The organism is Nocardia sp. JCM 34519.1 (genome assembly GCF_020361265.1).
Lineage (GTDB): Bacteria > Actinomycetota > Actinomycetes > Mycobacteriales > Mycobacteriaceae > Nocardia > Nocardia arthritidis_A.
The window spans coordinates 16,839-38,659 of sequence record NZ_JAIRBR010000027.1 but is presented as its reverse complement, the minus strand read 5'-3'; the positions used below and the strand labels follow the sequence as shown (position 1 = coordinate 38,659).

The following is a 21,821-nucleotide window of genomic DNA, read 5'->3' as shown; positions in this document are numbered from 1 at the left end:
GTCGTTGTTTGGAACTAGAGACCAGGGACGACTTCCACGCCCATCACCGACGCATCGCCCACTCGTATCTCCGGTTCTGGCTCGCTTTTCTGCAGCGTGCGATCTCGCTTGTCGAAAGGGGCAGGGGCGATCTGGCTTTGGAGCGGATCGAGCGATCCTGGACGACGTGGCGAGGTCGAGCGATCGAGCCGGTGATCCGGGAATCGTTGCAGCGCTTGCTGCCTGACGACCGATGGCCTGACACCGAGGCGGTCGGCGGCTGGTGGAACCGGCAGAACAATCCCGAGATCGACCTGGTCGGCGCCGATCGCGAGCCGGTAGCGGGTGCGGTGCGATCCGTCGGATCGATCAAGTGGCTGGAAGACCGGCCATTCGACCGGCACGATTACGACGACCTCAGCCGTGCCGTACTCGCGGTTCCCGGTACGCAATTCGATACCCCGCTGGTGGCGGTCTCGAGGTCTGGGGTCGAAGGCGACCTGCCGATCGCCGCGCATTGGGGGCCGGGGGATCTGTTGCGCGCGTGGCGGTGAGGGCGCTGCGACAGATGTCAAGTCAAACCAAAAGGCCCAGATCGGAGAATTGTCTCCGACCTGGGCCTGCCGGGTCCCTGACGTCCCGGCATACGAACCGCGAAATCCTGGTTGATGGGCAGGAAATCGTGGTCCGGCCGGTCAGGACGGTGATCCGGTAGCCACGTGCCGCAGTGCGGGTGTATTGCTGGTTGTGGGTGTGGCCTGCGTTTCCGGGGCGTAGCTCTTGACCAGGTCGCAGGTTGGTGCCTTCGGCGGGGCACTATGAACATGGGAACCGGGATGACCTGCGGTTTTCCTGTAGACAATTGACGATCGAAGCCGAATACCAGCTGTGAGCAGCCCAAGATCGGGCCGGGTGGCCCGACTCGATCGCTGGGTTAACAATGTTGTCGCTTCGATGCACTGGCCAGCGTGGGATGGCCAGGCCACGTACCGCTGTTGAGTGCTGAACGAGCGACTACTTTTCGACGTTCTCGAAGTCGAATAGGCCGTTCCAGGACAATGATACATGTCGTACCTTATCTGAATATCCCGCGATTGCGATGGAGTCGAATACCGGAATGTCTGGCATATCCTGGAACAGGATGGTCTGCGCCTGCGCCACCAGGTTATAGGACCCCTCGGGCGCCGGTGCCGCCAGTGCGGCGGCGAGGAGCTTGTCGAATTCGGTGTTTACGTAGCCGATGTCGTTACTGGCCGAGTCGGAAAGATACTTCGGCATCAGAAAGTTCAGCATTGTCGGGTAGTTGCCCTGCCAGCCCTTGCGAAACGCCATATGAATGGTCTTGCCGACGATCTGGTCGCGCATGGTCTTGAACGTGGCGTAAGGTACGCCCTGGGCATCGATGCCGAGAGTGTTCTTGACGCTGTTGGCAATCGCGTCGATCCATGCCGCGTGATCGCCGTCGGAGTTGTAGGCGATCTTGAAGGGACCCGACCACGGCGCAATTGCGTTGGCCTGAGTCCACAATCTGCGAGCCTCGTCTGGGTTGTATTTCAGCAGTTCTGAGCCGGCCAGATTGCCGTTGAAACCGGGCAGGCTGGAGGAGGTGAAATCCCGCGCCGGGATTTTGGTGCCATGCCATATGGCATCGCAGATCTGCTGTCGGTTGATCGCCAGCGAGATCGCCTTGCTGCGCAGCACGCCTTCCTCGCCGGCGAAATGAGGCATGGTGGGCTGGAATCCGATGTGCTGGTACTCCGCGGTGGGCTTCTTGATGACGCGGTCGCCGAGATCGGCCTGAAAGGTGGTCAGCGCATTGTTGGGGATGGTGTCGAGCAGGTCGAGGTTGCCGGCCAGCAGATCTGCATAGGCGGAGTCGTAGGACTGGTACATCACGAACCGTAGTCCTTTGTTCTTGGGTTGACGATCTCCGTGATAGTCCGGATTGGGCACCAGATCGATCTTCACATTGTGTTGCCAGGCATCTGGACTCTCGAACTTGTACGGTCCGTTGCCGATCGGGTTCGCGCCGAAGGCCTTCATGTTCTTGTATGCGGCCTCCGGCAACGGGTAGAACGGTGGGAACCCTAGTGAGAGCTCGAAATCGATCGATGGGCGGGTGAGATCGACGGTGAAGGTGCGGTCATCGATCACCTTCAATCCCGACATTGTCTGTGCCCTGGGCGGATTCGCCGATACCTCGTCGTAGCCGGCGATCGATGCGAATGCCCAGCTCTGCAGTTGACCGTTGGTTCCGAGCGCGCCGTAGTTCCACGCTTCGACGAATGATTTCGCCGACACCAGGGATCCGTCGGTGAATTTCCAGTTCGGTTCGAGAGTGATCCGGTAGTGCTGCCGGTACGGCTGAGCCCTGCCCAATGGGCGCAGCTGATGGGTGGATATACCGTTGGCAACGTTGTGTTCGTGGCTATGGGTTTGGCTATTGGCTACAACCTCTCCCCAAAGGCAGCCGGTCCCGTGTCCACTGTTGTGTACTTGGTGCTCTCCTTCGCTAGCGGAATGTTCGTACCCCTCGATCAACTACCAAGTCTGGCCGAGCACCTCGCGCCGATTCTGCCGACTTGGCATTTCGCCCGCATCGGCTGGGGTGCTGTCGGCGTCGATCCAGGCTTCGGACTCCCTTCATTTCTTATTCTTATCGCCTATACTGCTGCATTCACTGCCATCGCTATGATGGGGTACCGTCGTGAACTCAAGACGCGCTTCTTCTGAGCGCGCGGTGCTAGAAGTTTCCCGGTCGGGGGACTGCGGCACGAGGTGCCGACCCGGCAAATATCAGATTGATGGCTGGCATTCGTACACAGCGACAAGGCCATACGATAAACGTGTCTGCTAAGGAATGATGTGAAAGCGGTCGTTGTCAAAAAGTTCGGCGCCCCTAAGGATATTGAGATCAGCGAGATTTCTACTCCGCAGATCGTCGCTGGCGCGGAGCTCGTCGATGTGGAGTACTCTGGAATCAATTTTTCCGATCTGCATAAGATAGCGGGAACATACCTCAAGAAGAACGAACTCCCATTCATTCCCGGCACCGAGATTTTTGGTAGAGATTCCTCCGGGCGACGGGTACTCGGATTTGTCGACGAAGGCGGCCACGCGCAGCACGCCGCAGTTTCGGCAGAATTTATGGTCCCCGTTCCGGACTTCGTTACCGGCGAGGAGGCTCTGGCTCTCGGTCTCCAGGGATTTACCGCCTGGCATTTGCTGCGCAAGTGTGTTCGCAGCGTGCGCGGACAGTCAATCGTCATCCACGGGGCAGCTGGTGGAGTCGGATCCGTCGCAGTGCAACTTGCCAAGGCATGGGGGGCGTCTCGTGTGATTGCAGTGGGATCGACCCCGGACAAGCGCAATCTCGCAATGTCTATCGGCGCTGACACCGTTGTTGACTCGGGCACAGAAAATATGACTGCAGCACTCCTGGATGCCAATGCCGGCAGACCGGTGGACATAGTCTTGGAGATGGTGGGTGGGCAAACACTGAACCACGGGCTTGCTGCCCTTGGTGCTCATGGGCGCATGGTGGTGTACGGGACGGCTTCGAATGAACCATCGACTCCCGTGCATTTGGAGTCGCTTATTGGTGGTTCCCGTTCTGTCGTTGGATTTTGGGCCGAAGATTTGGTTCGCACGAATCCGCGTGCCCTGGCCGAGACGGCCGCCGGCTTGTTCGGCATGGTCAAGAACAATCAGCTGAAACCTGTTATCGGTGGAGCATACCCTCTGGACGATGCGGCGAAGGCGTTCAATCTAGTTGCCGAGCGATCGACGGTGGGCAAGGTTGTCCTTAATATGGCCGAGAGCTGACAGCTGGCCCAGATTCTCCCCTCCGAACCACATAGCAACCCCGAAGGCCTGGCATGTCTACCACAGACGAGGAATACACCAACTTTCTGATCCACCGCCGATTCGATGCACGGGTTAAAGAGAATCCGCAGGCACCTGCTGTAATTCATCAGGGACGGACCGTAAGCTACGGAGAGCTGGACGCATCCGCCAACTGCTTGGCGGCCACGCTGAGCGCAGCTGGCATCGGCCCGGATGTTCTCGTCGGTGTTCTGCTGGATCGGTCGCACGAGGCGATTACTGCGATTATGGCCACATGGAAGGCTGGCGGCGCCTACGTGCCTCTCGATCCTGCTCAGCCGAGGCAACGCCTTGCACAGATCGTCGAGGACTGTAACCCGACGGTGATCGTGACATCGTCACACCTGGCGGATCAAGTTCCATCCAACAATGCTCAGCTGGTTCTAATAGACCAGAATTTCGTGTCCGAGATCCAGGATGAACCGGTCCGTGTTGTATCCGGTGTCCGGCCCGACAACCTTGCATATACGATTTATACATCGGGATCGACAGGACACCCCAAGGGTGTGGAGGTCTCCCACCGAGGGCTCATGACCTCATACCTAGGTTGGGAGGAGGCCTACGATCTTCGGGGCAGTGTCCGTAGCCACCTCCAGATCGCGGGTTTCGGATTCGACCAGTCGACCGGCGATTTCGCCCGGGCCCTACTTTCCGGCGGAGTGCTCGTGTTGTGCACCGGGGAGGACCTACTGCGACCGGAAAATATGTATCGGCTTATTACCCAATATAAACCGGACATGATAGAAATCACGCCCGCGCTGCTGCGGGTGCTGATGGAGCATTTGCAGTTCAATGGCGGCCGTCTTGACGATTCCCGAATTGTAACAGTGGGCGGAGAAGGTTGGCCGTGGCAGGACTACATGCAATTACGTGCACTTGTCGGCCCGCAAACCAGAGTCTTCTGTGCTTACGGCGTAACTGAGTCGAGTGTGGACAGCACCCTATACGAAACGCTCCTCGACGAGCAGCCCTGCGGGCCCACGCTGCCTATCGGGCGCGCCTTCCATGGTACCCGGACCAAAGTGCTTGATTCCGAATTCGACGAGATCGAAGATGGGGCTGAAGGTGAACTTTGCCTCACCGGCGCCGGACTCGCCCGCGGATACCGCGGCAATCCCGCTCTGACTGCCCTACGATTTCTACCCGACTCCGGTGGTTGGCGTATCTATCGTTCGGGCGACAAAGTTCGTCGCCTACCCAATGGGGACCTTGAGCATCTCGGCCGTATCGACTACGAGGTCAAGATCAACGGAGTGCGTGTCCAGACAGCGGAAGTGGAAACCGCCTTGCGTGGGCATCCCGGCGTCGGTCACGCGGTTGTGGTGGCAGCCCGCGACACAGGGCGTGTGAGGCTCTATGCGTATATCACGGTGGTGGGGCCAATGGCAGTGACGCCCCGCCAAGTGCACGACTACGCGAAGCGTGTCCTTCCTGCGGCGATGGTGCCCGATGGGGTAACCGTCCTGGATGCTTTGCCGCTCAACGCCAGCGGCAAGGTCGACCGGCGCCGTCTCCCTGATTTTGTCCGGAACGACGATGGTACGTTCGAAGCTTTGGCCGGCAGTACCGAGATTCGGATCGCGGAAATCTGGCAATATTATCTGCGGCTTCCGCGAGTGGGCGCCTTGGACGATTTTTTTATGCTGGGCGGTGATTCGATCCAGTCAGCCTTGATCTCCGCACGGGTTCGTAGAGAATTCCAGGCTGACCTTCCCTCCAGTGCCGCACTTATCTGGCCAACCGTGCGTAAATTTGCTGCGGAGATTGACCGGTTGACACCTGAGGTGGATCCTCCCATAGCGCATTCTGCCCCCGACGAACGTTATCCACTGTCGCCGACTCAGCGTCGGCTGTGGCTGCTGAATCTCATTGATGGAACCAATTCTACATACAATATACCCATTGCTTTCAGCATCAAGGGTCCCTTGGTTCTAGCTGCGCTCGAGACCGCGCTCAACCGGATCGTGAGTCGGCATGCGACGCTGCGTACCCGAATCATAATGGCGGACGGAGAAGCGCTACAGGAGGTGGTACCCAATTTCGATTTGGATATTAGAGTTATAGATCTCCGCCATGATGCCGATTCTGAAGCGAGGGGATCGAGTGTGTTGGCCGACCGGGTTCGGGAACCTTTCAATCTTGCAACGGGCCCACTTATCCGAGTGGATCTCCTGTGGATGGATCAATGTATATACAAGGTGCTGGTAACCGTTCATCATATCGTCTTCGACGGCTGGTCCGCTGAGCTGTTTCTCCTGGAACTAGGGCAAGAATATGAGGCGGCACTGCGCGGTGAAGCAGCCGCTTTGTCTACGCCTGAACTGTCCTATGGGGACATCTCGGCCTGGCAGGATCGGCGCCATCGCGAAGGTGCGTTTGCCCAGCAACTGGATTACTGGAAGGGGAAGTTCAGTACACTCCCACCCTCACTCGACAGTCTTGCGGACAGACCAAGGTCGGATCCTGGCGGACGTGCTAAGGCCGGATGTGTCACGCAGTGGCTTGACCCTGCGCTGACTACCAGCGCACGGGCCTGCGGGCGGCGGCACGGAAGCACTCTCTTCGTTACCCTGCTCAGCTGCTTCACTGTTCTACTGTCCCGCCTCACCGGAGAGCAGGACGTCACTGTTGGTACGCCGATTGCGGGACGGGACCGTGAACAAACACAGGGCCTTATCGGCTTCTTTGTCAATACAGTTGCTATACGCACAAACCTCAACGGCGCGCATACGTTTATTGATGTCCTGATTCGTGTGCGCGATGAGGTACTGGATGCCCATTCCAACCAGAGTATTCCATTCGAGGATGTGGTTGCTGGTGTATCGGCTGCCGGTACTTTTGGCCGCAACCCACTATTCCAAACTTGGTTCAATTTACTAGGTCCCCCCGACCATCCGCCAAGCATGCCAGGATTGGAGACGGAGATGCTCGAACTTCCTGCGCATGCTGCCCTCTTCGATCTCAGCCTTTACATCGTCGACCACGAGGACCGGCTCCGACTCGATCTGGTCTACGACTCGGAGCTATTCAGCGATGCTCGGGCTTCGAACATCCTTGAACAGCTCATTCATGTCATCAAGGTTGCGACCGCCGGCACCGACGTGAATATTGACAAGATGTCGCTGGTCGCCGACGCCCATCGAAACGTGCTGCCCGACGTAACGGAAAATTTCGGATTTGCCTCGCGCTCCGGTATTTCTGCCGAAGTGCGTAAGGGCATGGTTACGTCCGTGGTCCACGATGCGAGTGGAAGAGCGCTTACGGGGAAGCTGCTGGTCATGCTCATTTCTCACGTAGTCCACACACTGGGTGAACTCTGAGTGGCTGAAGGGGACGTAGTCGCGCTCTATGCGGCACGTACCGTCGAGCTCGTGCCACTTCTCGTGGGTATTATGGAAAGTGGTGCGACGTTCGCGTTACTGGACCCGGCGCATCCTCCTGCCCGATTGCGGGCTCAGATGGCGGCCGTGAAACCGTCGCTGCTGATCTGGTCCGAGGAAGCCGGTCCGTTGCCCGAGATAATCGCTGGCGTTGGCATAAATGTATCGCAAGCCAGTCGCCTATTGGGGGCGCCGGAAGGGTCGGCGCCTATGCCCAGTGCACGCGCGGTGCGTCCCTCGTATATCATGTTTACCTCGGGATCGACAGATCTACTGCCTCGCGCTGTTATCAGCGGATCGGCTTCCCTTGCTCACTTTCTTTCCCGGTATGTCTCGGAATTTGATATAGGTCGGGACAGCCGCTTCGCGTTGCTCTCTGGACTCGGACATGATCCGCTGCTGCGTGACGTCTTCACGCCCTTGTGCGTGGGAGGCGAACTTCATGTTCCTGACGTCGAACTCCGCAGGGATCCGCTGGCGCTTCTGCGTTGGTTGGCAAAGCGTCGAATCACGGTCCTTCACCTCACTCCGCCACTTGCACGGCTGCTGGCGATGGCTGCGGTGGAATCGGGGATTCGGCTGCCGGACGTCCGCCTGATCTGTTACGGAGGCGACATCCTGCGGTATGGCGATGTGAAGGCGGTTACCGCGATTATGCCGTCAGCTCAGCATGTTAATTTCTACGGAACCACTGAAACCCCACAGGCAATGGCTTTCCACGTGATCAATCCGAAGGAAGTAGGTCTTGCTGCAGATGGTGCCCCGGTGCCGATCGGCAGAGGAATTAAAGATGTTCAAATTCTCGTTATCAACAATTCCGGGCAGTTGGCCGGAATAGGTGAGATCGGCGAAATTGTGGTTCGAACCCCATTTCTGGCTAAAGGCTATATAAATGCTTCCGATACAGGAGGATTTCAGCTCGACCCGACGCCGGGGACGCGCCGTTTCGAAACTGGAGACAGGGGTCGCTATTTGTCAGACGGTTCTGTCGAGACTCTCGGCCGCATTGATCGTCAGGTGAAGGTCATGGGGTTCCGTGTGGATTTGACCGAGATCGATGCGGCCTGCATGCGATTGCCGGGTATAGATCGCGCGGTGACGGTCGCGAGAAGTTCCACCGGCGAGGCCATTCGACTGACAACATACGCTTTGCCGATTGACGGCTCGGAGTCGGCGGTCGATCAACTGTGCGCGGACCTTGCGGCGCTACTGCCCGAATACATGATCCCTCATGAGGTGATAAAGATTAGCGACATCCCTCTGACGCCCAATGGCAAGATTGATTACCGTGCCCTTCCTTCTGTTGCATCTATAAGTGGGCCTGATGATCTGCGGGGATCAGAAGGCGATTTGGAAGAGGCCATCAGAAATATTTGGAAGAGTGTGCTGGTAGTGAGTGACGTCGCGCCGGACGGCAATTTCTTCGACTGCGGTGGTACTTCCCTTCTCATGGTTCAAGTCCAGTCGCTCCTGCGTGAACGGCTGGGTGTGAGCCTTGAGCTTGTAGCGCTCTTCAAATACCCAAGCATAGGATCACTTGCTCGTCATCTCGAAAGTGCAGCAATTCCATCCCTTGCTGTGAGCGTTCAACGTCATGAACGCCGTCGTAGCCATTCGGCAGTGCGCATTAAGAGGCGTCAGCACCGAGGCGAGAGCTCATGACGCTGGCCGTGTTGTGAAACCGTACCTCGCGGTGGATGTCAACTGAGCCTACCTTCTGATACGCGGACGCGAGTGCTGTCTTTATTGCGATCCGGAGGCTTGCTCCTGCGTGTCATTTTCGGTTTTGGTATGACCGCACGGGTGTCGCCCACAGACATGACCTGGTTTCACATAATCCTTGCTCAAGGCAGTCGGGGATGGTCTCGCAGATCTGATCGTTGCCACCAACTTCTCAATTCGTTGTAATGAAAGGACTCAATGGTGAGAAGCTTTGTCCACGAAATTCATACGGTCGACAACTGGACAGTTGAGCGCCGCGAAGTGCCCACCGACGTATTGCGGGCCGTGTCTGAACTCAGTACTGAGATCAGTCTCGCACTCAGCGATCTCGCCGATATCCGGCGACTCGTTGACCTAATCGATACCCGGGTTACTGAACTCCCGGCCGGTACCCGCACCCTCCTGCGGCCGCCGCAGACCTCCGCCGGTGCCGCCGTCCTCGGCACCCTACCTGTCGACGACGTCGAACTCGGACAGACCCCGCCGGACTGGCAGACTGCGGCCCGCCCCGACTGCAGTCGACCGGCGTCGCTGTGCCTCGACATCGCGCTGCTGCTGCTCGCACGCAGCATTGGAATTCCGTTTGCTTGGGCCAACCAGCAGAACGGCCAGCTTGTCAACAATGTTGTTCCAACCATCGGCCACGAAAACGAGCAATTGGGCTCCGGGTCACTCACCCTTCTGAGTCCACACACTGAAGACGCCTTCCACCCGCGCCGCGCAAACCTTCTGCTGCTCGGCTGCCTCCGCAACCCTGACGGTGTGGGCACCACCATTTCGTCGGTCCGCCACATCCGGCTCACCGCTGGTCAGCGCCGAGAACTCCTGACCCCGAATGTGCCAATTCTTCCCGATATCTCCTACGGCACGGGGCATCTCGGCAATCCGGGACCTGCTGTGCCGACTCTCTGGCAGCCAAGCGAACCAGAGGGCCTGACTCTCCGGTACGAACCCACGTGCACGCCCCTCGATTCGGCTGGAGCTGAGTTCCGCGCCGCCTACCGAGAACTCGGCGCCGAACTGGAACGTGTTTGCAATACTGTCATCCTCTCGCCTGGAGAAATCCTGTTGCTGGACAACGACGTTGCCGCGCACGGTAGGGTGCCGTTCCGACCTCGATACGACGGCGGCGATCGATGGCTGAAACGGATCAACATCCGGCTGCCGCACCGGCGACGGAACCCAGCCGAGGCTGACGAATCCGGTTACGGTCAGCAAATTGTCGCTCCGTTCCGAGGGATAGAGGACTGTCCATCGATCGGTGGATAGCCGGGTTCAACTTCCCGGATGACCCGGAAGTCCCAGCGCGGCAACAGGCTTGAGTCATGACAGCAGTGAGGGTGCGCGGCTTGCGCAAGGAGTATCCGGGGCAGGTTGCCGTGGCCGGGCTCGATTTCGATATCCGGCAGGGTGAGGTGTTCGCGTTGCTCGGTCCGAACGGCGCAGGCAAGACGACGACAGTGGAAATCTTGGAGGGTCACCGGGATCGGACGGCGGGTGAGGTCAGTGTCCTCGGTGAGGATCCAGGCCGGGCAGGCCGGGCGTGGCGGGCGCGGCTGGGCATCGTTCTGCAGACCGCGAACGACGCGGCCGAGTTGTCGGTGGCGGAGACGGTCCGGCATTTCGCGAAGTACTACCCCGATCCGCGTGATCCGGAAGAGGTGATAGACAAGGTCGGGCTGACCGAGAAGGCGGGGACGCGGGTGAAGTCGCTGTCGGGTGGGCAGCGGCGGCGGGTCGATGTTGCGCTGGGCATCATCGGCCGTCCCGAGCTGGTGTTCCTCGACGAGCCGACGACCGGGTTCGATCCCGAGGCTCGCCGCCGGTTCTGGACGCTGATCGGCGGGCTCACGCGGGAGGGCACCACGATCCTGCTCACCACGCACTACCTGGACGAAGCCGAGGCGCTGGCCGACCGAGTCGCGGTAATCGCCCGCGGCCGGGTCGTCGCCGAGGACACCCCGCATGATCTCGGTGGCCGTGCCGGTGCGGAGGCGACCGTGCGCTGGGTAGACCAGCGCGGTGAGCACGTCGAGCGCACGGCGTATCCGACGAAGCTCGTCACCGAGCTCTCCGCTGGGGGTGGGGAGCTCGGCGAGCTGACCGTGACCAGGCCCAGCCTGGAGGACATCTACCTCCAGCTGATCGGAGAGACAGCATGACCACGCTCGCCCTGCCCGGCACGTTCTCGCTGGGCCTCACCCGCGGCGGCGCGGAGCTGCGCCAGTTCTTCCGCAACAAGGAACAGGTGGTCTTCACCTTCTCCCTGCCCGCGATACTGATGATCCTGCTCGGATCCATTCTGGACCGTCCGACCACGCAGGCGTCGGTCAGCTCGGGGCAGCTACTCGCTGCGGGCATGATTGGCGCAGGCATCGTCTCGACGTCGTTCAACAGCATGGGCATCGGCCTAGCCGCCGACCGCGAGAGCGGCGCGCTCAAACGGCTTCGCGGGACACCGATGCCCGCGGGGTCGTATTTCATCGGCAAGATGGTGCTGGTGGCGGTGACCAGCGCAGTCCAGTCGGCGCTGATGATCGCGATGGCAGTGCTCATGTTCAAGCTGCACCTACCGCCCGAGCCGGCGCAGTGGCTGACACTGGTTTGGGTGTTCGTGCTGGGCACCGTGTCCTGCACCCTGCTCGGCATCGTGATCGGCTCGATGCCCCGGTCGACGAACGGGGTCGTCGCGCTGGTCAACCTGGTCTATCTGGTGTTGCAGTTCATGTCGGGGGTGTTCGTCACCCCCATCACGCACCTGCCGAAGGTTATGGTCTACGTTGCGTCGGTATTTCCGCTTAAATGGGTTTGCCAGGGCTTCCGCTCGGTGTTCCTGCCCTCGGAGGCCGCGGCCCAGGAAATGGCGGGGACATGGGAACTTTCGATGGTGGCGCTGGTACTCGGCGCCTGGTGCGTAACAGGACTACTGCTAGCGAGGCTGGCGTTCCGCTGGACGAACGAGCGCCGGTGAATCCATTATCGCTGAGTGCGTGGCAGCGCTTCCGCTGGGTCTGGGATGTGGTGTTCGGAGTGGCGTATGTCGGGACAGTGGCGTACGTCCTCACCGAGGAGCCGACGACGGCGGTAGCGGCCCGACTGGTCAGTGTCGCGGCGCTGACTGGGATCGCGATCGTCTACCTGCTCCAGGGCCGCCGAGTCGTCGCCAGCGAGAACAACGACGCGCAGCGGTGGCTGTTCGCTGGGGTTGTGCTGCTACTCATCGTCGTCGCGATGTTCGCCGACTCCAAGGCGAGCTTCGGCCTGTTCATCGTCTGCCCGCTGGTGTACATGACGCTGGACTTCAAACCGGCCGCCGCGCTCACGTCGCTGACGATCATGCTGAGCCTGGTCGCTTCGATCGTCCACAACGGGGCCGAGGCCCTGGCCATCCTGGTGCCGATGATCGTGATCGTCTTCAGCATGCTCACCGGGCGCTACATTACCGGCATCATCGAGGAGAGCCACGCCCGCGCCGAGCTAATCGAGCGGCTGGAAGCCAGCCAGGCCGAGGTCGCCCGGCTCTCCCGGGAGGCGGGCACGGCCACCGAGCGTGAGCGGTTGGCCCGCGAGATCCACGACACGCTGGCGCAGGGATTCACCAGCATTGTCACCCTCACCCAGGCGATCGAGTCCGAAATGGACACCGACCCCGCCGCGGCGAGGCGGCATCTCGGCCTCGCCGCCCGCACCGCGCGGGAAAACCTCGGCGAGGCACGGACGATGGTGGCGGCGCTCGCGCCTTCCGACCTGACGGCGGGATCGCTGGAGGAGGCGCTGCGACGGCTCGCCGACCGGCTCGCCGAGGAGAGCACCCTCACGGTGACATACGAAGTGGACAGGCCATTGCCGAGACTGCCGATGGCGACCGAGGTGGTTCTCCTGCGTGCCGCGCAGGAAGCACTGGCCAACATCCGCAAGCACGCGTCGGCGTCGGCGGTGCTCGTCCGAGTGTCCGTTGTCGACGACTCGGTACGGTTGCTGGTGCACGACGACGGCGCGGGTTTCGACCCCGGCGCACCGGCGGACGGGTTCGGGCTTTCCGGGATGAGGTCGCGGGCGGGGCAGATCGGCGGACGGCTCAGCATCCATAGTGGATATTCCGAGGGAACGGACGTGGAGCTGGAGGTGCCCGCGTGATCACGATAATGCTGGTCGACGACCATCCCGTGGTGCGGGAGGGACTGCGCGGGATGCTGGAGTCAGAACCGGACTTCAGAGTGGTCGGCGAGGCGGGGTCCGGCGACGAAGCCGTCGCGCTCGATCGGGTCAAGCAGCCGGACGTAATCCTGATGGACCTGCGGATGCCCGGCCTCGACGGCGTCAGCGCGACCAGGAAGATCCTGCGGCAGACGCCCGGGCGCCGGGTCGTCGTGCTGACCACCTACGAGACGGACGCCGACATCCTGCGCGCGGTCGAGGCGGGTGCGTCGGGGTACCTGCTCAAGGACGCGTCGCAGACGGAGCTGGCCGGGGCGATCCGGGCAGCGGCACGCGGGGAGACCGTGCTGGCGCCGTCGGTGGCCGGGAAGCTGGTGAACCGGGTGCGGAACCCGGAGCCGCCGCCGTTGTCGGCCCGCGAAACGGAGGTGCTGCGGCTTGTCGCAAAGGGCGGGACGAACGCCGACATCGGGCGCGCGCTACACATCAGCGAGGCCACGGTGAAGACGCACCTGCTGCGCGTGTTCGGAAAGCTCAGCGTGTCCGACCGGACCGCCGCCGTCACCACCGCCATGGAGCGCGGACTCCTCGGCTGACCAGCCAAAGCCGCCACTTATCGGTGGTCAGGTGGAACGACACCACTGTGTATTGAGCGTTGTTCTGTCTCAGTAGAACGGAAATTTCCGCAAACCGTGCCAGACACTATTGAGAAAGTTCGGGGTTCCCAACGTGTTGGTATTCGAACCGCGCGAAACCCTGGTCCAATGGTCGGTAGATTGTGATCCGGCGGGTCGGGGCGGCAGCGTGCCGTCGACTGGTTTGGCTAGTTGGCTGCTTCCTGATCGATCGGATTGATCACGCCAAATTGGGAGCTTGGACCTACAAAAGTCCGGTTGCTTTGGCGAAGGCAACCATCTGTTCAGCGGTCAGGCTTCTCTCGAAGCCGAAGTCGATCACCAGCATTCGTGGGGAGTTGATGTACCTTGCCTGGGTATCGTTGCTCACGGACAACTGTGCTGATTTGTCAGAATTCCAGATCAGATGATCGGAACTCGGAACAAGATCTTTGTCTCGGTTGATTACGTACTTTGAATCTTTGCTGCTGACCCACGCTTCGAAGATGCCGGAGTACAGGTTCGGTGGGGCCGAACCGAGGCTGGCGGGCTGGATGATTCGGCAGGTCACTTCGACGGCATTCATGCGCCCGTCGTGACCATTGTCGACCTCGATGTTTTTCGGCACGCATTGCGAATTCGCCACCGATAGTTCAGCAGGAAACGCGGACATGACATCGGCCGCAGTCTTCGAGACGGTCGTGTAGGTCGGCTGCAGTTTGCGATACACCACGAACCCGGTGACCGCGAGCACCGCAACGACAACCGGTGCGGCGATCAGAACCCACCGGCGGCTCTTCGAAGGCTTCGTCGGCATCGGTGACTGCCTCGGATACTGGGGCGCAAGCAGCGGATTCGCCTGCGGCGTCGCCATCAGATGGCGCTGATCGTAGACCGGTGGTGACGGCGACATCCGCTGCATCACGGTCGGCTGCGCCGGACGACTCTGCCATGTACCGATCGACGGCACCGCCGTCGCTTGCTCGCCCGCCACCACAGTCGGCGCATTCGCCGACTGTAAGACACCGACCACCGTCGCTACGAACTCGCCACAGCTGTCGTACCGGTCGTTCGGGTGCTTGGCCAGCGCCCGGTACAGCACGGTATCCAGGTCGGGTGGCAGGTCCGGACGGAGTTTGCTCAACGGTGGTGGCGGCTGGCGCATCTGTGCTTCGATCACGGCCACCGGGTTGGTCGCCGCGAATGGTGCACCTCCGGTAAGTAACGCGAAGAAGGTGCAGGCCAGCGAATACTGGTCGCAGCGGTGGTCGACCGGGCCTGCGGCCAGCTGCTCGGGCGAGGCGAACGCCAAGGTCGCGGTGAACGTACCCGTTTGCGTCAAACCGCCGACGTCGTCGCGAAATCGAGCGATGCCGAAGTCGGCCTTCGAAAGACATGCTTCTTGAAGCGTGCGCCGGGACGGTAGCTATTGACCATCCAGTGCTCCAGGCCGCATACGAGCTGGTCGGCCTGCATGAGGCACGCCGCGACGCAGTCCCGGACGCGGTGGGCGTGATCGATCGCGAGCGTTCCCGCTGGGTGCGCGCAATCGATCGCTGGGTTGATGGACAGAAGCCTCCGGCATTCAGCGCCGCCTGTGTGCATACCGAAACGGTGGGCATGGTCGTAGATCGTCTCGCCGAGTTTTCGGTTTCCGCGCGCGATATTCCGGCCTCGGATCCATCGGGTGAGCAGGTCCGCTCCGCACAGCATCGCCTCGATGAGTTGGCCCTTGCCTACAGCGACCTTGCTTTCGAGATCACCTCCGGAGTGCGGCGTCTTCCAGACTTCGGATTCCCTGCTGAGGACCAAGCTTCGAACGGGGGATAGTTCGATGAAGCGGCATTCGGATACCCGAATGGTCGGAATCGCCGCTGTACCAAACGAATTCAAGAGTGAACAAGCTGCGCGCGCCGAGTCAACTCGTGGGCGATGGTCGCTGCGGAAGCGGGGATGACCACACATTCGTTGTTGTCGACGGTGATCAGGTAGCGGCCTGCTGCGGGTAGTCCGTCACGGATGTCGATCCAGCTCGAATAGGTTGGCGGATAGTGGTGTCGAGCATGCAGTGATCGTTCGATGCGCAGATGGCCCTCGGCGTTGCGCGGTAGGCGCAGTAGGGCGCGAATTCGCTCCTCCGGCGGATATTCGCCGCTCCGCGACGGTGTCCACGACATGGGAGGTTCGTCGCCTCGGACACGTGGGGTGTAGCCGATCGTCGTTTCCACGGTGCCTGCTGGTGCGGGCGGCATGGTGGCGGCGATGTGCTTGCCGAGGTTGTGGCGCTGGGTGACTACCAGTTTGATGTCGCTGCCGAAATCGGCTGTGGTGCCGGACTTTTGGAACAAGATCACGCCGAGGTCGGCGACGGCGACACCGAGCGCGCGAACTCGCTTGTGGGAGTTGTGTGATCGGCCTTTGCAGACGATGCGTACGTCGGGATTGGCGAGTGCCCGTAGCGGTCCGGTCAGATCCGGGTCGGCGTGGCGCGGGTAGCGTGTGCTGATTTCTGCGGTCAAGCGTGCGTATTCGTCTGTGGTGGTGGGAGTTTCGATGATCCTGATTGGATCCGGGTACTCGTCGAGTCCGGTTTCGGCCCAGACCCAGGCGAATTCGTCCGGAGTGAAGTTCCAGACCGTCTGCGTTTTCACCGATCGTTACTCGCCGGTGGAGGGGACTGGTCAGCGCCGGACTCGGTTGCCGGAGCCGAGATCGTTTCCACGCTCCAGCCATACTCGGCCAAAAGATCGTCGATCGCCGGCCCGGTTCCGGAGAACCCTCCGGTGTCGGAATTGCTTGCAGCGCTTTCTGTTTCACGCGCTTCTGATGCAGCGGCGCTTGGTGTCGGGGGTGTTTGGGCAGGAGGGCTCGCCGGGCTGGCCGGTACGGGTGGAGGTGGGCTGTCGATGCTCACCATGGTCGGCGTCGATGCAGCGGGTAGCACCGGCGGTGGCGGCAGTGGATCTGACCGGAACAACGGGTCGTCTTCATGGATCAGGTCGGCACCGATGACACCCACCGGCGTCGCCAACCCGGCGGTCCAGTCGTCGGCGACTCCGCGCAGATAATCGGGTGCGCGGTGTTCGCCTTCGTCGTCCTCTTTGCGTCGGCCGCCCGCACCGGGTGCCATCGGTCCTGTCGATGTGCGGGCCGCCGCTGATCGTGCGGTTGTCGATGTTCCCGGCACGGGTGTGCCCGTTCCCGGCACGCCTGGGATGGGTGCGCCGGGACGTGGGGTGCCGTGGCTTCCCGTGCGGGAGTCGGTTCGTGGTGTGCTGGATACCGGCTGGCCAGGGCTGGTGCGTGTAGGGCTGGGTGTACCCGGTGAGGTGGGGGAGGGGCTGAGCCCAGCAGGTGTTGTAGTCGTGGCCGGAGTCGTCGGTGTTCCCGCGGGTTGTCCGGTCCCGGTGGGGCTGACGGTTGACGGGTTGGTGCCAGACGGATTGGTGCTTGACGGGTTCGTCGAGGTCGGTTGGGTAGCGGTGGGGTCCTTGGGATTTTGACCGGACGGGTCTTGCGGTGCGGCGGGGTCTTTGCCGGGCGTTTTGCTCGGGTCGTTCGAGTCCGTCGGGTGCGGGGCGGTGCTCGGATCGTGGCTTGTTATTGGGCTGCCGACGTTCGCGTCGGGGTTGGCCGCTACCTGCGCCACATCGGCATACGTGGGCACTCCGGATCCGGATGGAGGGAAGCTTCCCTTGTAGACCGTGTTCAGCGCGCGGATAGCGGCTTGGCGTGCTTGTTCCTTGGCGGAGTCTTGCTGATCGGAGTAGCTGGGGTTGATCAGCCCCGGCAGGATGGATTCCACCTGGTTGTTCGGGTCCGGAGTCACGGTCGTGGTGGCGGGTGGTGCCTGGACCGCGAGCTTGACCGCCTCGGCGGCCCAGGCGAGGCCATCGAGTCGGGAGCTCATCGATTCGAAAACGCGTCCGACCTGGTTGGCGACATGCCCGTACAGCTGTGACGCGGTCTGCGCCGCACTGCCGCTGGCACCCTGCCAGAGGCCGTTGCCGAAGACCCGGTTCATACCCATGAGGTTGAACGACGCCGCGTTGACCACGTCGGAATAGCAGTCGTACCAGGTCTGCCGCATCGAATGCAGACCAGCCGCGTCCATCCCGCCGCTGCCATCGGCACCGCCGTGCACTGCGGCGTACAGGGCCTCGAGCGTCATACTCTCGAAGTGTTCATCGGTCTGGACGTAATCCGGGTCGGTTCCGGCACCGAGCTCGGCATCGTGACGCTGGGTGGTGGCCTTCGCGTCCACAGCCTTCTGCACGGCCGCCGCAGCGCTGCCCTGGTCGATGACATCCTGCAGACCCACTGCAGAAAGCCCGGTCGGCTTGTCGTGTTCGCCCATGTGGTTCTCCCCCTTGATGAGCTGCAAGGCCGGTACCCCTGAGCGGCCAGACTAACACGGCTGCCGGACAACGGATCTCGATGAGGCTGGCATCGGACACGCCAGTACATGTTGACGGGTACAGCGCGCCAAAAGCTAAGCCCGCCATAGCATTCGACCTGGTTGCGGATAGACCCCCGATGCTAGGGTGGCCTCGTTCATGCCGGTTGGAGTCACCGCTGACGAGGGGGGCTTTGTGGATACGTTCAAGGCGGATCTGGAGATCCTGGGCAAGCTCGGATCGACACTGCAAGAGTTGGCGCGCGACGCCGACGCGGTCAAGCCGAACCGAGACCACGACGCATCGAAGCATTCACCGCTGTTGTCGGCCACCGCAGCCGACCTGATCGAGCGCGAGCTATTTCTGGAAACGCTCATGCCGACGGTCAAGGAACGGTTGACCGAAACCGGGGACGTCATGGCCAGCGTGGCTCGGCAGTACAAGGACAGCGATGGGAGCAACGCCGACATGATCCTGGACTTGTATCGCAAATCGACCGGCGACTGGACCGCGTAAGGACACCGACCGTGACCCCGAAATCCTGGATCGAGCAATGCGATCCGTCCGTCCTGACCGCGACCGGTGACTCGTGGATCGCCTTCGGGACCGACCTCGAGCACCTCTTCGACCGCTACGTCGACGCGGTCACCAAGGTCAACGGCACCTACTGGGAAGGCCAGTGTGCCCAAGCGGCCCACGACCGCGCCACCGCGGATCGGAAAACGATCCAGACGATCGCCGAAAAGATCAACGCGGTCGCTCAACGCGCCAAACAGGGCTACGACGAAATCGACGCACCACTGCGTCGCGCCCGCGGTGCCCTCATCGAGGCCAACCGCCGCGGCTACACCATCGCCGACAACCTCGCCCTGAGCATTCCACCCGGCAAATCCGTCTCCGACGATGACAAACGCGCACTGCTCGAACTACAGAACGAGCTCAACGGGGCGTTCCGCTCCACCATCGACGTCGACAGCAAAGTTCGCGAAGACCTCAACAATGCCCGCAGCGGGCTGCGTGCCGCGTTCGTCTCCACAGCCGCGCTGGGCGCCGACAAAGGCAAATCCGACGGCACGGACCTGACGACCCAACCAGTCAACCTCTCGGCAGAGGGGATTCAGCGCCTCATCGACGCCGGCCAGCTCACGCCGGACCAGATCGCTGCCTTGCAGCGCGGAGATACCGCGACCGTTCCGGCCTCGCAAATGGAATACCTCAACGGGCTCAGCCGAGCACTCGACGGCAAGAGCCCACAGGAAATTCAGCAGATCATGAGCAAGCTGCCGCCCGATGCGCAAAAGGCGCTTGCGAATTCATTCCAGATCATCTCGAACCCCTCGATCAACGCCGGAGCCCTCGACGACAAGACGCTGCCCAACAACGGCAAAGGCTCATTGGGATTGCTGCCCAAGCAGATCCGGGAGTCGCTGACCCGCGAGGATCTGGTCACCAACAAGTCGAAATACCTTGTTGACCACGAGATCAACCTCAACGGTGTCGCCGACAACCAAGCCATCGCCAAGATGATCGGCACAGGCGACCCGCAGTACCGGCTCGGCAGCGACGTCGACCGCAAACTGCTTGAGGTCGGCTCGAAGTACCTCGACGGCTACGAACAGTACAAGAACTCCTCCCACGGCCTGATCGACGGAACCTCACTCAAGATCGATGGCGGCGACGGTAACCAATTCCTCACTCAACGCGGGATGCGTATCTCCGAGGACATGTTCGACGCAGCAGGCAAGGACAAGGCCGCCGTCCAAGAACTGGTCACCGGCAAAGACCACGACAAATTATTCAAGAACATCTTCACCCACGAATGGACCGATCAGGGGACCGCTGTGTCGTCGATGTTCAAATTCGATCATGACGCGGTGGTTCATGATCCGAATAACTTGGTCGAGGTGAAGACTTCGGAGCAGCAGGGCAAGATCATGTGCTCTGTTGCCGAATACATCGCTGGCGATGGCGACCCTGATAAGCGATGGAAGGAACTCACCGGAATCGACTATCAAGGAAAACACAATGTCGGTGCGCTCAACCCCGCGCTCATCAAAGGGCTCTCCGAGGGGATGTCGCCATATGTCGATGCGCTAGCGGGCCACCAGCGTCCCGAATTGCCGGGTTTCGACACCCCGCGCCATGTTAATGGTGACAAAGTGGTAAGCTGGCTCGATCCTGAGGGAAATCACACATACAAGGGTACCGCCAACATATTTGCGTTGATGGATACCGATAGTAAGGCCGGAAACGACTTCAACAGCGCAGCGTTGGCGAGCGTCGTACGCAACGAGGCGGCCTACGCGTTGAACCCGAACCTGCCTGGAGCCACCGACGGATTGATGACGGCTGGCAGGCTCAGTGGGTTGGTGGACAAGGGCTTGTTCATGGATTCCAAAGCCCAGCATGATGGAGACTATGCCGACGCAAAGGACATGTGGGAACGTAAGCGCAACGCCTACGACGGGATAAAGTCGGTACTGGGCCGCGGATTCACGGAGTCGCTTCCCTTCGGGAAGAGTGTTGGTGACATTATCACAGCTGGTGGCGACGATATGAAAGCTGGCTACACTGGCGAGAAACCCGAGGTAGCCGAGACGCGTACGGTAGCGGCGCCCAACTTCACTCAACGTAACTATGAGGTGCTGTCTTTCGCTCAAATCCCTCCAGAGCTGCAAAACAATTATCAGGATCTTTTCGAGAATGGAAAGCTCAGGTCCTGGGAGTCGATTCAGCTGGACCCGAAGCAGGAACGCCTAACGTCCGATGTTGCCGAATTATTCAACATGCTCGGTCGGCATGACGGCCACGGTGAAACGTTCCGAAACTCCTACAGCGATATCACTCGTGGCATCCAGGGGGCCAAGTGAAGTGGGAACGTCTACTCAAGCGGTGGCCATGGGCGGTGGTATTTTTTTCCGTCGCACTGGTCGGCTCTCAGATGTATGCGTGTACCACGAAACCAGCGCCGCCGGAGTCTGATATTCCATATGCCAATGTTTGGTCCGCTGATGCTGGAGTCGATCTCTTCACGCGTGGAGCGGAACTCATTCGTGCTTCTCATGAGTCCGCGTGGCTGGTCAAGAACGGTGGTCTGAGTCGCGCGTACTCGGGGTATCGTGAGGCATTGGTCGATATCGGTGATGAATCCAAAATGGAGTACTTCTTCACCCAGACCGAAAAGGGAACGAGGGGCCCGGACTGGGTCAAGGATGCGAACGAGAACTTCTACGAGCACATCACCGCGTACTCTGCCGATGACAAGACGGTTACCGCAACCGTCTGTCAATACGTTGTACCTACCAAGGGGCTGGAAAAAGGGCCGACACAGTCGAACATCTTGACCCTGGACATGTCAGTTGTCGACATTCGATTGGAAAACTCGTCGAGTCAGCCTGGGAAGGCTGGAATTGCCAATAGAGACCCCGCCAAGCATGACCCGGCGGCCCACCGACCGCCGCGATGGAATGTGTTCGGAACATGGAAGATCACCAGGATCAGCAGAAATCGCGACTCCGACCCAGAAGGCTGCAAAGTTTGGTTCAAGCAGCAACTTCCAGACTTGCGAGAGGTACCCGAATCAAAGCTGCTGAAGGTGCCTGATTCTTTCGGAATCCTGCCTCAGCCGCTCGCCGCCCAATACCCTGAATGGGTCGGACCGGTAAATTAGTCTTCGAATGGAGCGG

General features: G+C 60.8%; 18 protein-coding genes. 14 read left to right on the top strand and 4 right to left on the bottom strand.

What is annotated here, in order from left to right:
• Window positions 1–8: 8 nt before the first annotated feature.
• On the top strand, window positions 9–533 hold the full coding sequence (locus LGY53_RS38880; RefSeq protein WP_225731684.1) for a DUF234 domain-containing protein: 525 nt from the start codon (window positions 9–11) through the stop codon (window positions 531–533).
• Window positions 534–993: 460 nt separating this feature from the next.
• Here LGY53_RS38880 and LGY53_RS38875 read toward each other — a convergent pair whose 3' ends face one another.
• A complete protein-coding gene (locus LGY53_RS38875) occupies window positions 994–2,358 on the bottom strand; it encodes an ABC transporter substrate-binding protein (RefSeq protein ID WP_225731683.1) in 1,365 nt (454 codons plus the stop codon).
• 12 nt (window positions 2,359–2,370) lie between these two features.
• Here LGY53_RS38875 and LGY53_RS38870 point away from each other — a divergent pair, with 12 nt between their 5' ends.
• From LGY53_RS38870 to LGY53_RS38830, 9 genes are all read left to right on the top strand, one after another.
• Window positions 2,371–2,712 carry an ABC transporter permease gene (locus LGY53_RS38870; RefSeq protein ID WP_225731682.1) on the top strand — a complete coding sequence of 114 codons (342 nt, stop codon included), beginning with the start codon at window positions 2,371–2,373 and terminating at the stop codon, window positions 2,710–2,712.
• 132 nt (window positions 2,713–2,844) lie between these two features.
• On the top strand, window positions 2,845–3,804 hold the full coding sequence (locus tag LGY53_RS38865; protein WP_225731681.1) for a zinc-binding dehydrogenase: 960 nt from the start codon (window positions 2,845–2,847) through the stop codon (window positions 3,802–3,804).
• Window positions 3,805–3,857: 53 nt separating this feature from the next.
• Window positions 3,858–7,184 (top strand): non-ribosomal peptide synthetase, encoded by a 3,327-nt coding sequence (locus LGY53_RS38860; RefSeq protein ID WP_225731680.1) that lies wholly within the window; start codon window positions 3,858–3,860, stop codon window positions 7,182–7,184.
• Complete coding sequence (locus LGY53_RS44315; RefSeq protein ID WP_225731679.1) at window positions 7,185–8,906, top strand: non-ribosomal peptide synthetase; 1,722 nt, start codon at window positions 7,185–7,187, stop codon at window positions 8,904–8,906. It begins immediately after the preceding gene.
• Between the two features lie 258 nt (window positions 8,907–9,164).
• Window positions 9,165–10,235: a TauD/TfdA family dioxygenase gene (locus LGY53_RS38850; protein WP_225731678.1), complete on the top strand. Its 1,071-nt coding sequence runs from the start codon at window positions 9,165–9,167 to the stop codon at window positions 10,233–10,235.
• A gap of 56 nt (window positions 10,236–10,291) precedes the next feature.
• Window positions 10,292–11,128, top strand: a complete 837-nt coding sequence (locus LGY53_RS38845; RefSeq protein WP_225731677.1) for an ABC transporter ATP-binding protein — start codon at window positions 10,292–10,294, stop codon at window positions 11,126–11,128.
• A complete protein-coding gene (locus LGY53_RS38840; protein ID WP_225731676.1) occupies window positions 11,125–11,937 on the top strand; it encodes an ABC transporter permease in 813 nt (270 codons plus the stop codon). The genes LGY53_RS38845 and LGY53_RS38840 overlap by 4 nt, the downstream gene beginning before the upstream one ends.
• Complete coding sequence (locus LGY53_RS44310; protein ID WP_225731675.1) at window positions 11,934–13,103, top strand: sensor histidine kinase; 1,170 nt, start codon at window positions 11,934–11,936, stop codon at window positions 13,101–13,103. The genes LGY53_RS38840 and LGY53_RS44310 overlap by 4 nt, the downstream gene beginning before the upstream one ends.
• Window positions 13,100–13,720: a response regulator transcription factor gene (locus tag LGY53_RS38830; protein WP_225731674.1), complete on the top strand. Its 621-nt coding sequence runs from the start codon at window positions 13,100–13,102 to the stop codon at window positions 13,718–13,720. The genes LGY53_RS44310 and LGY53_RS38830 overlap by 4 nt, the downstream gene beginning before the upstream one ends.
• 283 nt (window positions 13,721–14,003) lie before the next feature.
• On the opposite strand, the gene LGY53_RS44305 is transcribed toward LGY53_RS38830, so the two are convergent.
• A complete protein-coding gene (locus LGY53_RS44305; protein ID WP_308103071.1) occupies window positions 14,004–15,080 on the bottom strand; it encodes a hypothetical protein in 1,077 nt (358 codons plus the stop codon).
• Between the two features lie 53 nt (window positions 15,081–15,133).
• Here LGY53_RS44305 and LGY53_RS44535 point away from each other — a divergent pair, with 53 nt between their 5' ends.
• Window positions 15,134–15,568 carry a DUF4254 domain-containing protein gene (locus LGY53_RS44535; protein ID WP_225731673.1) on the top strand — a complete coding sequence of 145 codons (435 nt, stop codon included), beginning with the start codon at window positions 15,134–15,136 and terminating at the stop codon, window positions 15,566–15,568.
• A 59-nt stretch (window positions 15,569–15,627) separates the two neighbouring features.
• On the opposite strand, the gene LGY53_RS38815 is transcribed toward LGY53_RS44535, so the two are convergent.
• Both LGY53_RS38815 and LGY53_RS38810 read right to left on the bottom strand, forming a co-directional pair.
• Window positions 15,628–16,389, bottom strand: coding sequence for an ESX secretion-associated protein EspG (locus LGY53_RS38815; RefSeq protein ID WP_225731672.1), 762 nt, complete (start codon window positions 16,387–16,389; stop codon window positions 15,628–15,630).
• Window positions 16,386–18,095, bottom strand: a complete 1,710-nt coding sequence (locus LGY53_RS38810; protein WP_225731671.1) for a hypothetical protein — start codon at window positions 18,093–18,095, stop codon at window positions 16,386–16,388. Before LGY53_RS38810 ends, LGY53_RS38815 begins: the two co-directional genes overlap by 4 nt.
• A gap of 187 nt (window positions 18,096–18,282) precedes the next feature.
• Between LGY53_RS38810 and LGY53_RS38805 the strand changes: the two genes are divergently transcribed.
• From LGY53_RS38805 to LGY53_RS38795, 3 genes are read left to right on the top strand one after another with little or no spacing between them, the layout of a single operon-like run.
• The gene (locus tag LGY53_RS38805) at window positions 18,283–18,651 is read left to right on the top strand and encodes a hypothetical protein (protein WP_225731670.1); all 369 of its coding nucleotides are present in this window, start codon (window positions 18,283–18,285) and stop codon (window positions 18,649–18,651) included.
• An 11-nt stretch (window positions 18,652–18,662) separates the two neighbouring features.
• A complete protein-coding gene (locus tag LGY53_RS38800) occupies window positions 18,663–21,005 on the top strand; it encodes a hypothetical protein (protein WP_225731669.1) in 2,343 nt (780 codons plus the stop codon).
• The gene (locus LGY53_RS38795; RefSeq protein ID WP_225731668.1) at window positions 21,002–21,805 is read left to right on the top strand and encodes a hypothetical protein; all 804 of its coding nucleotides are present in this window, start codon (window positions 21,002–21,004) and stop codon (window positions 21,803–21,805) included. The genes LGY53_RS38800 and LGY53_RS38795 overlap by 4 nt, the downstream gene beginning before the upstream one ends.
• Window positions 21,806–21,821: the final 16 nt, after the last annotated feature.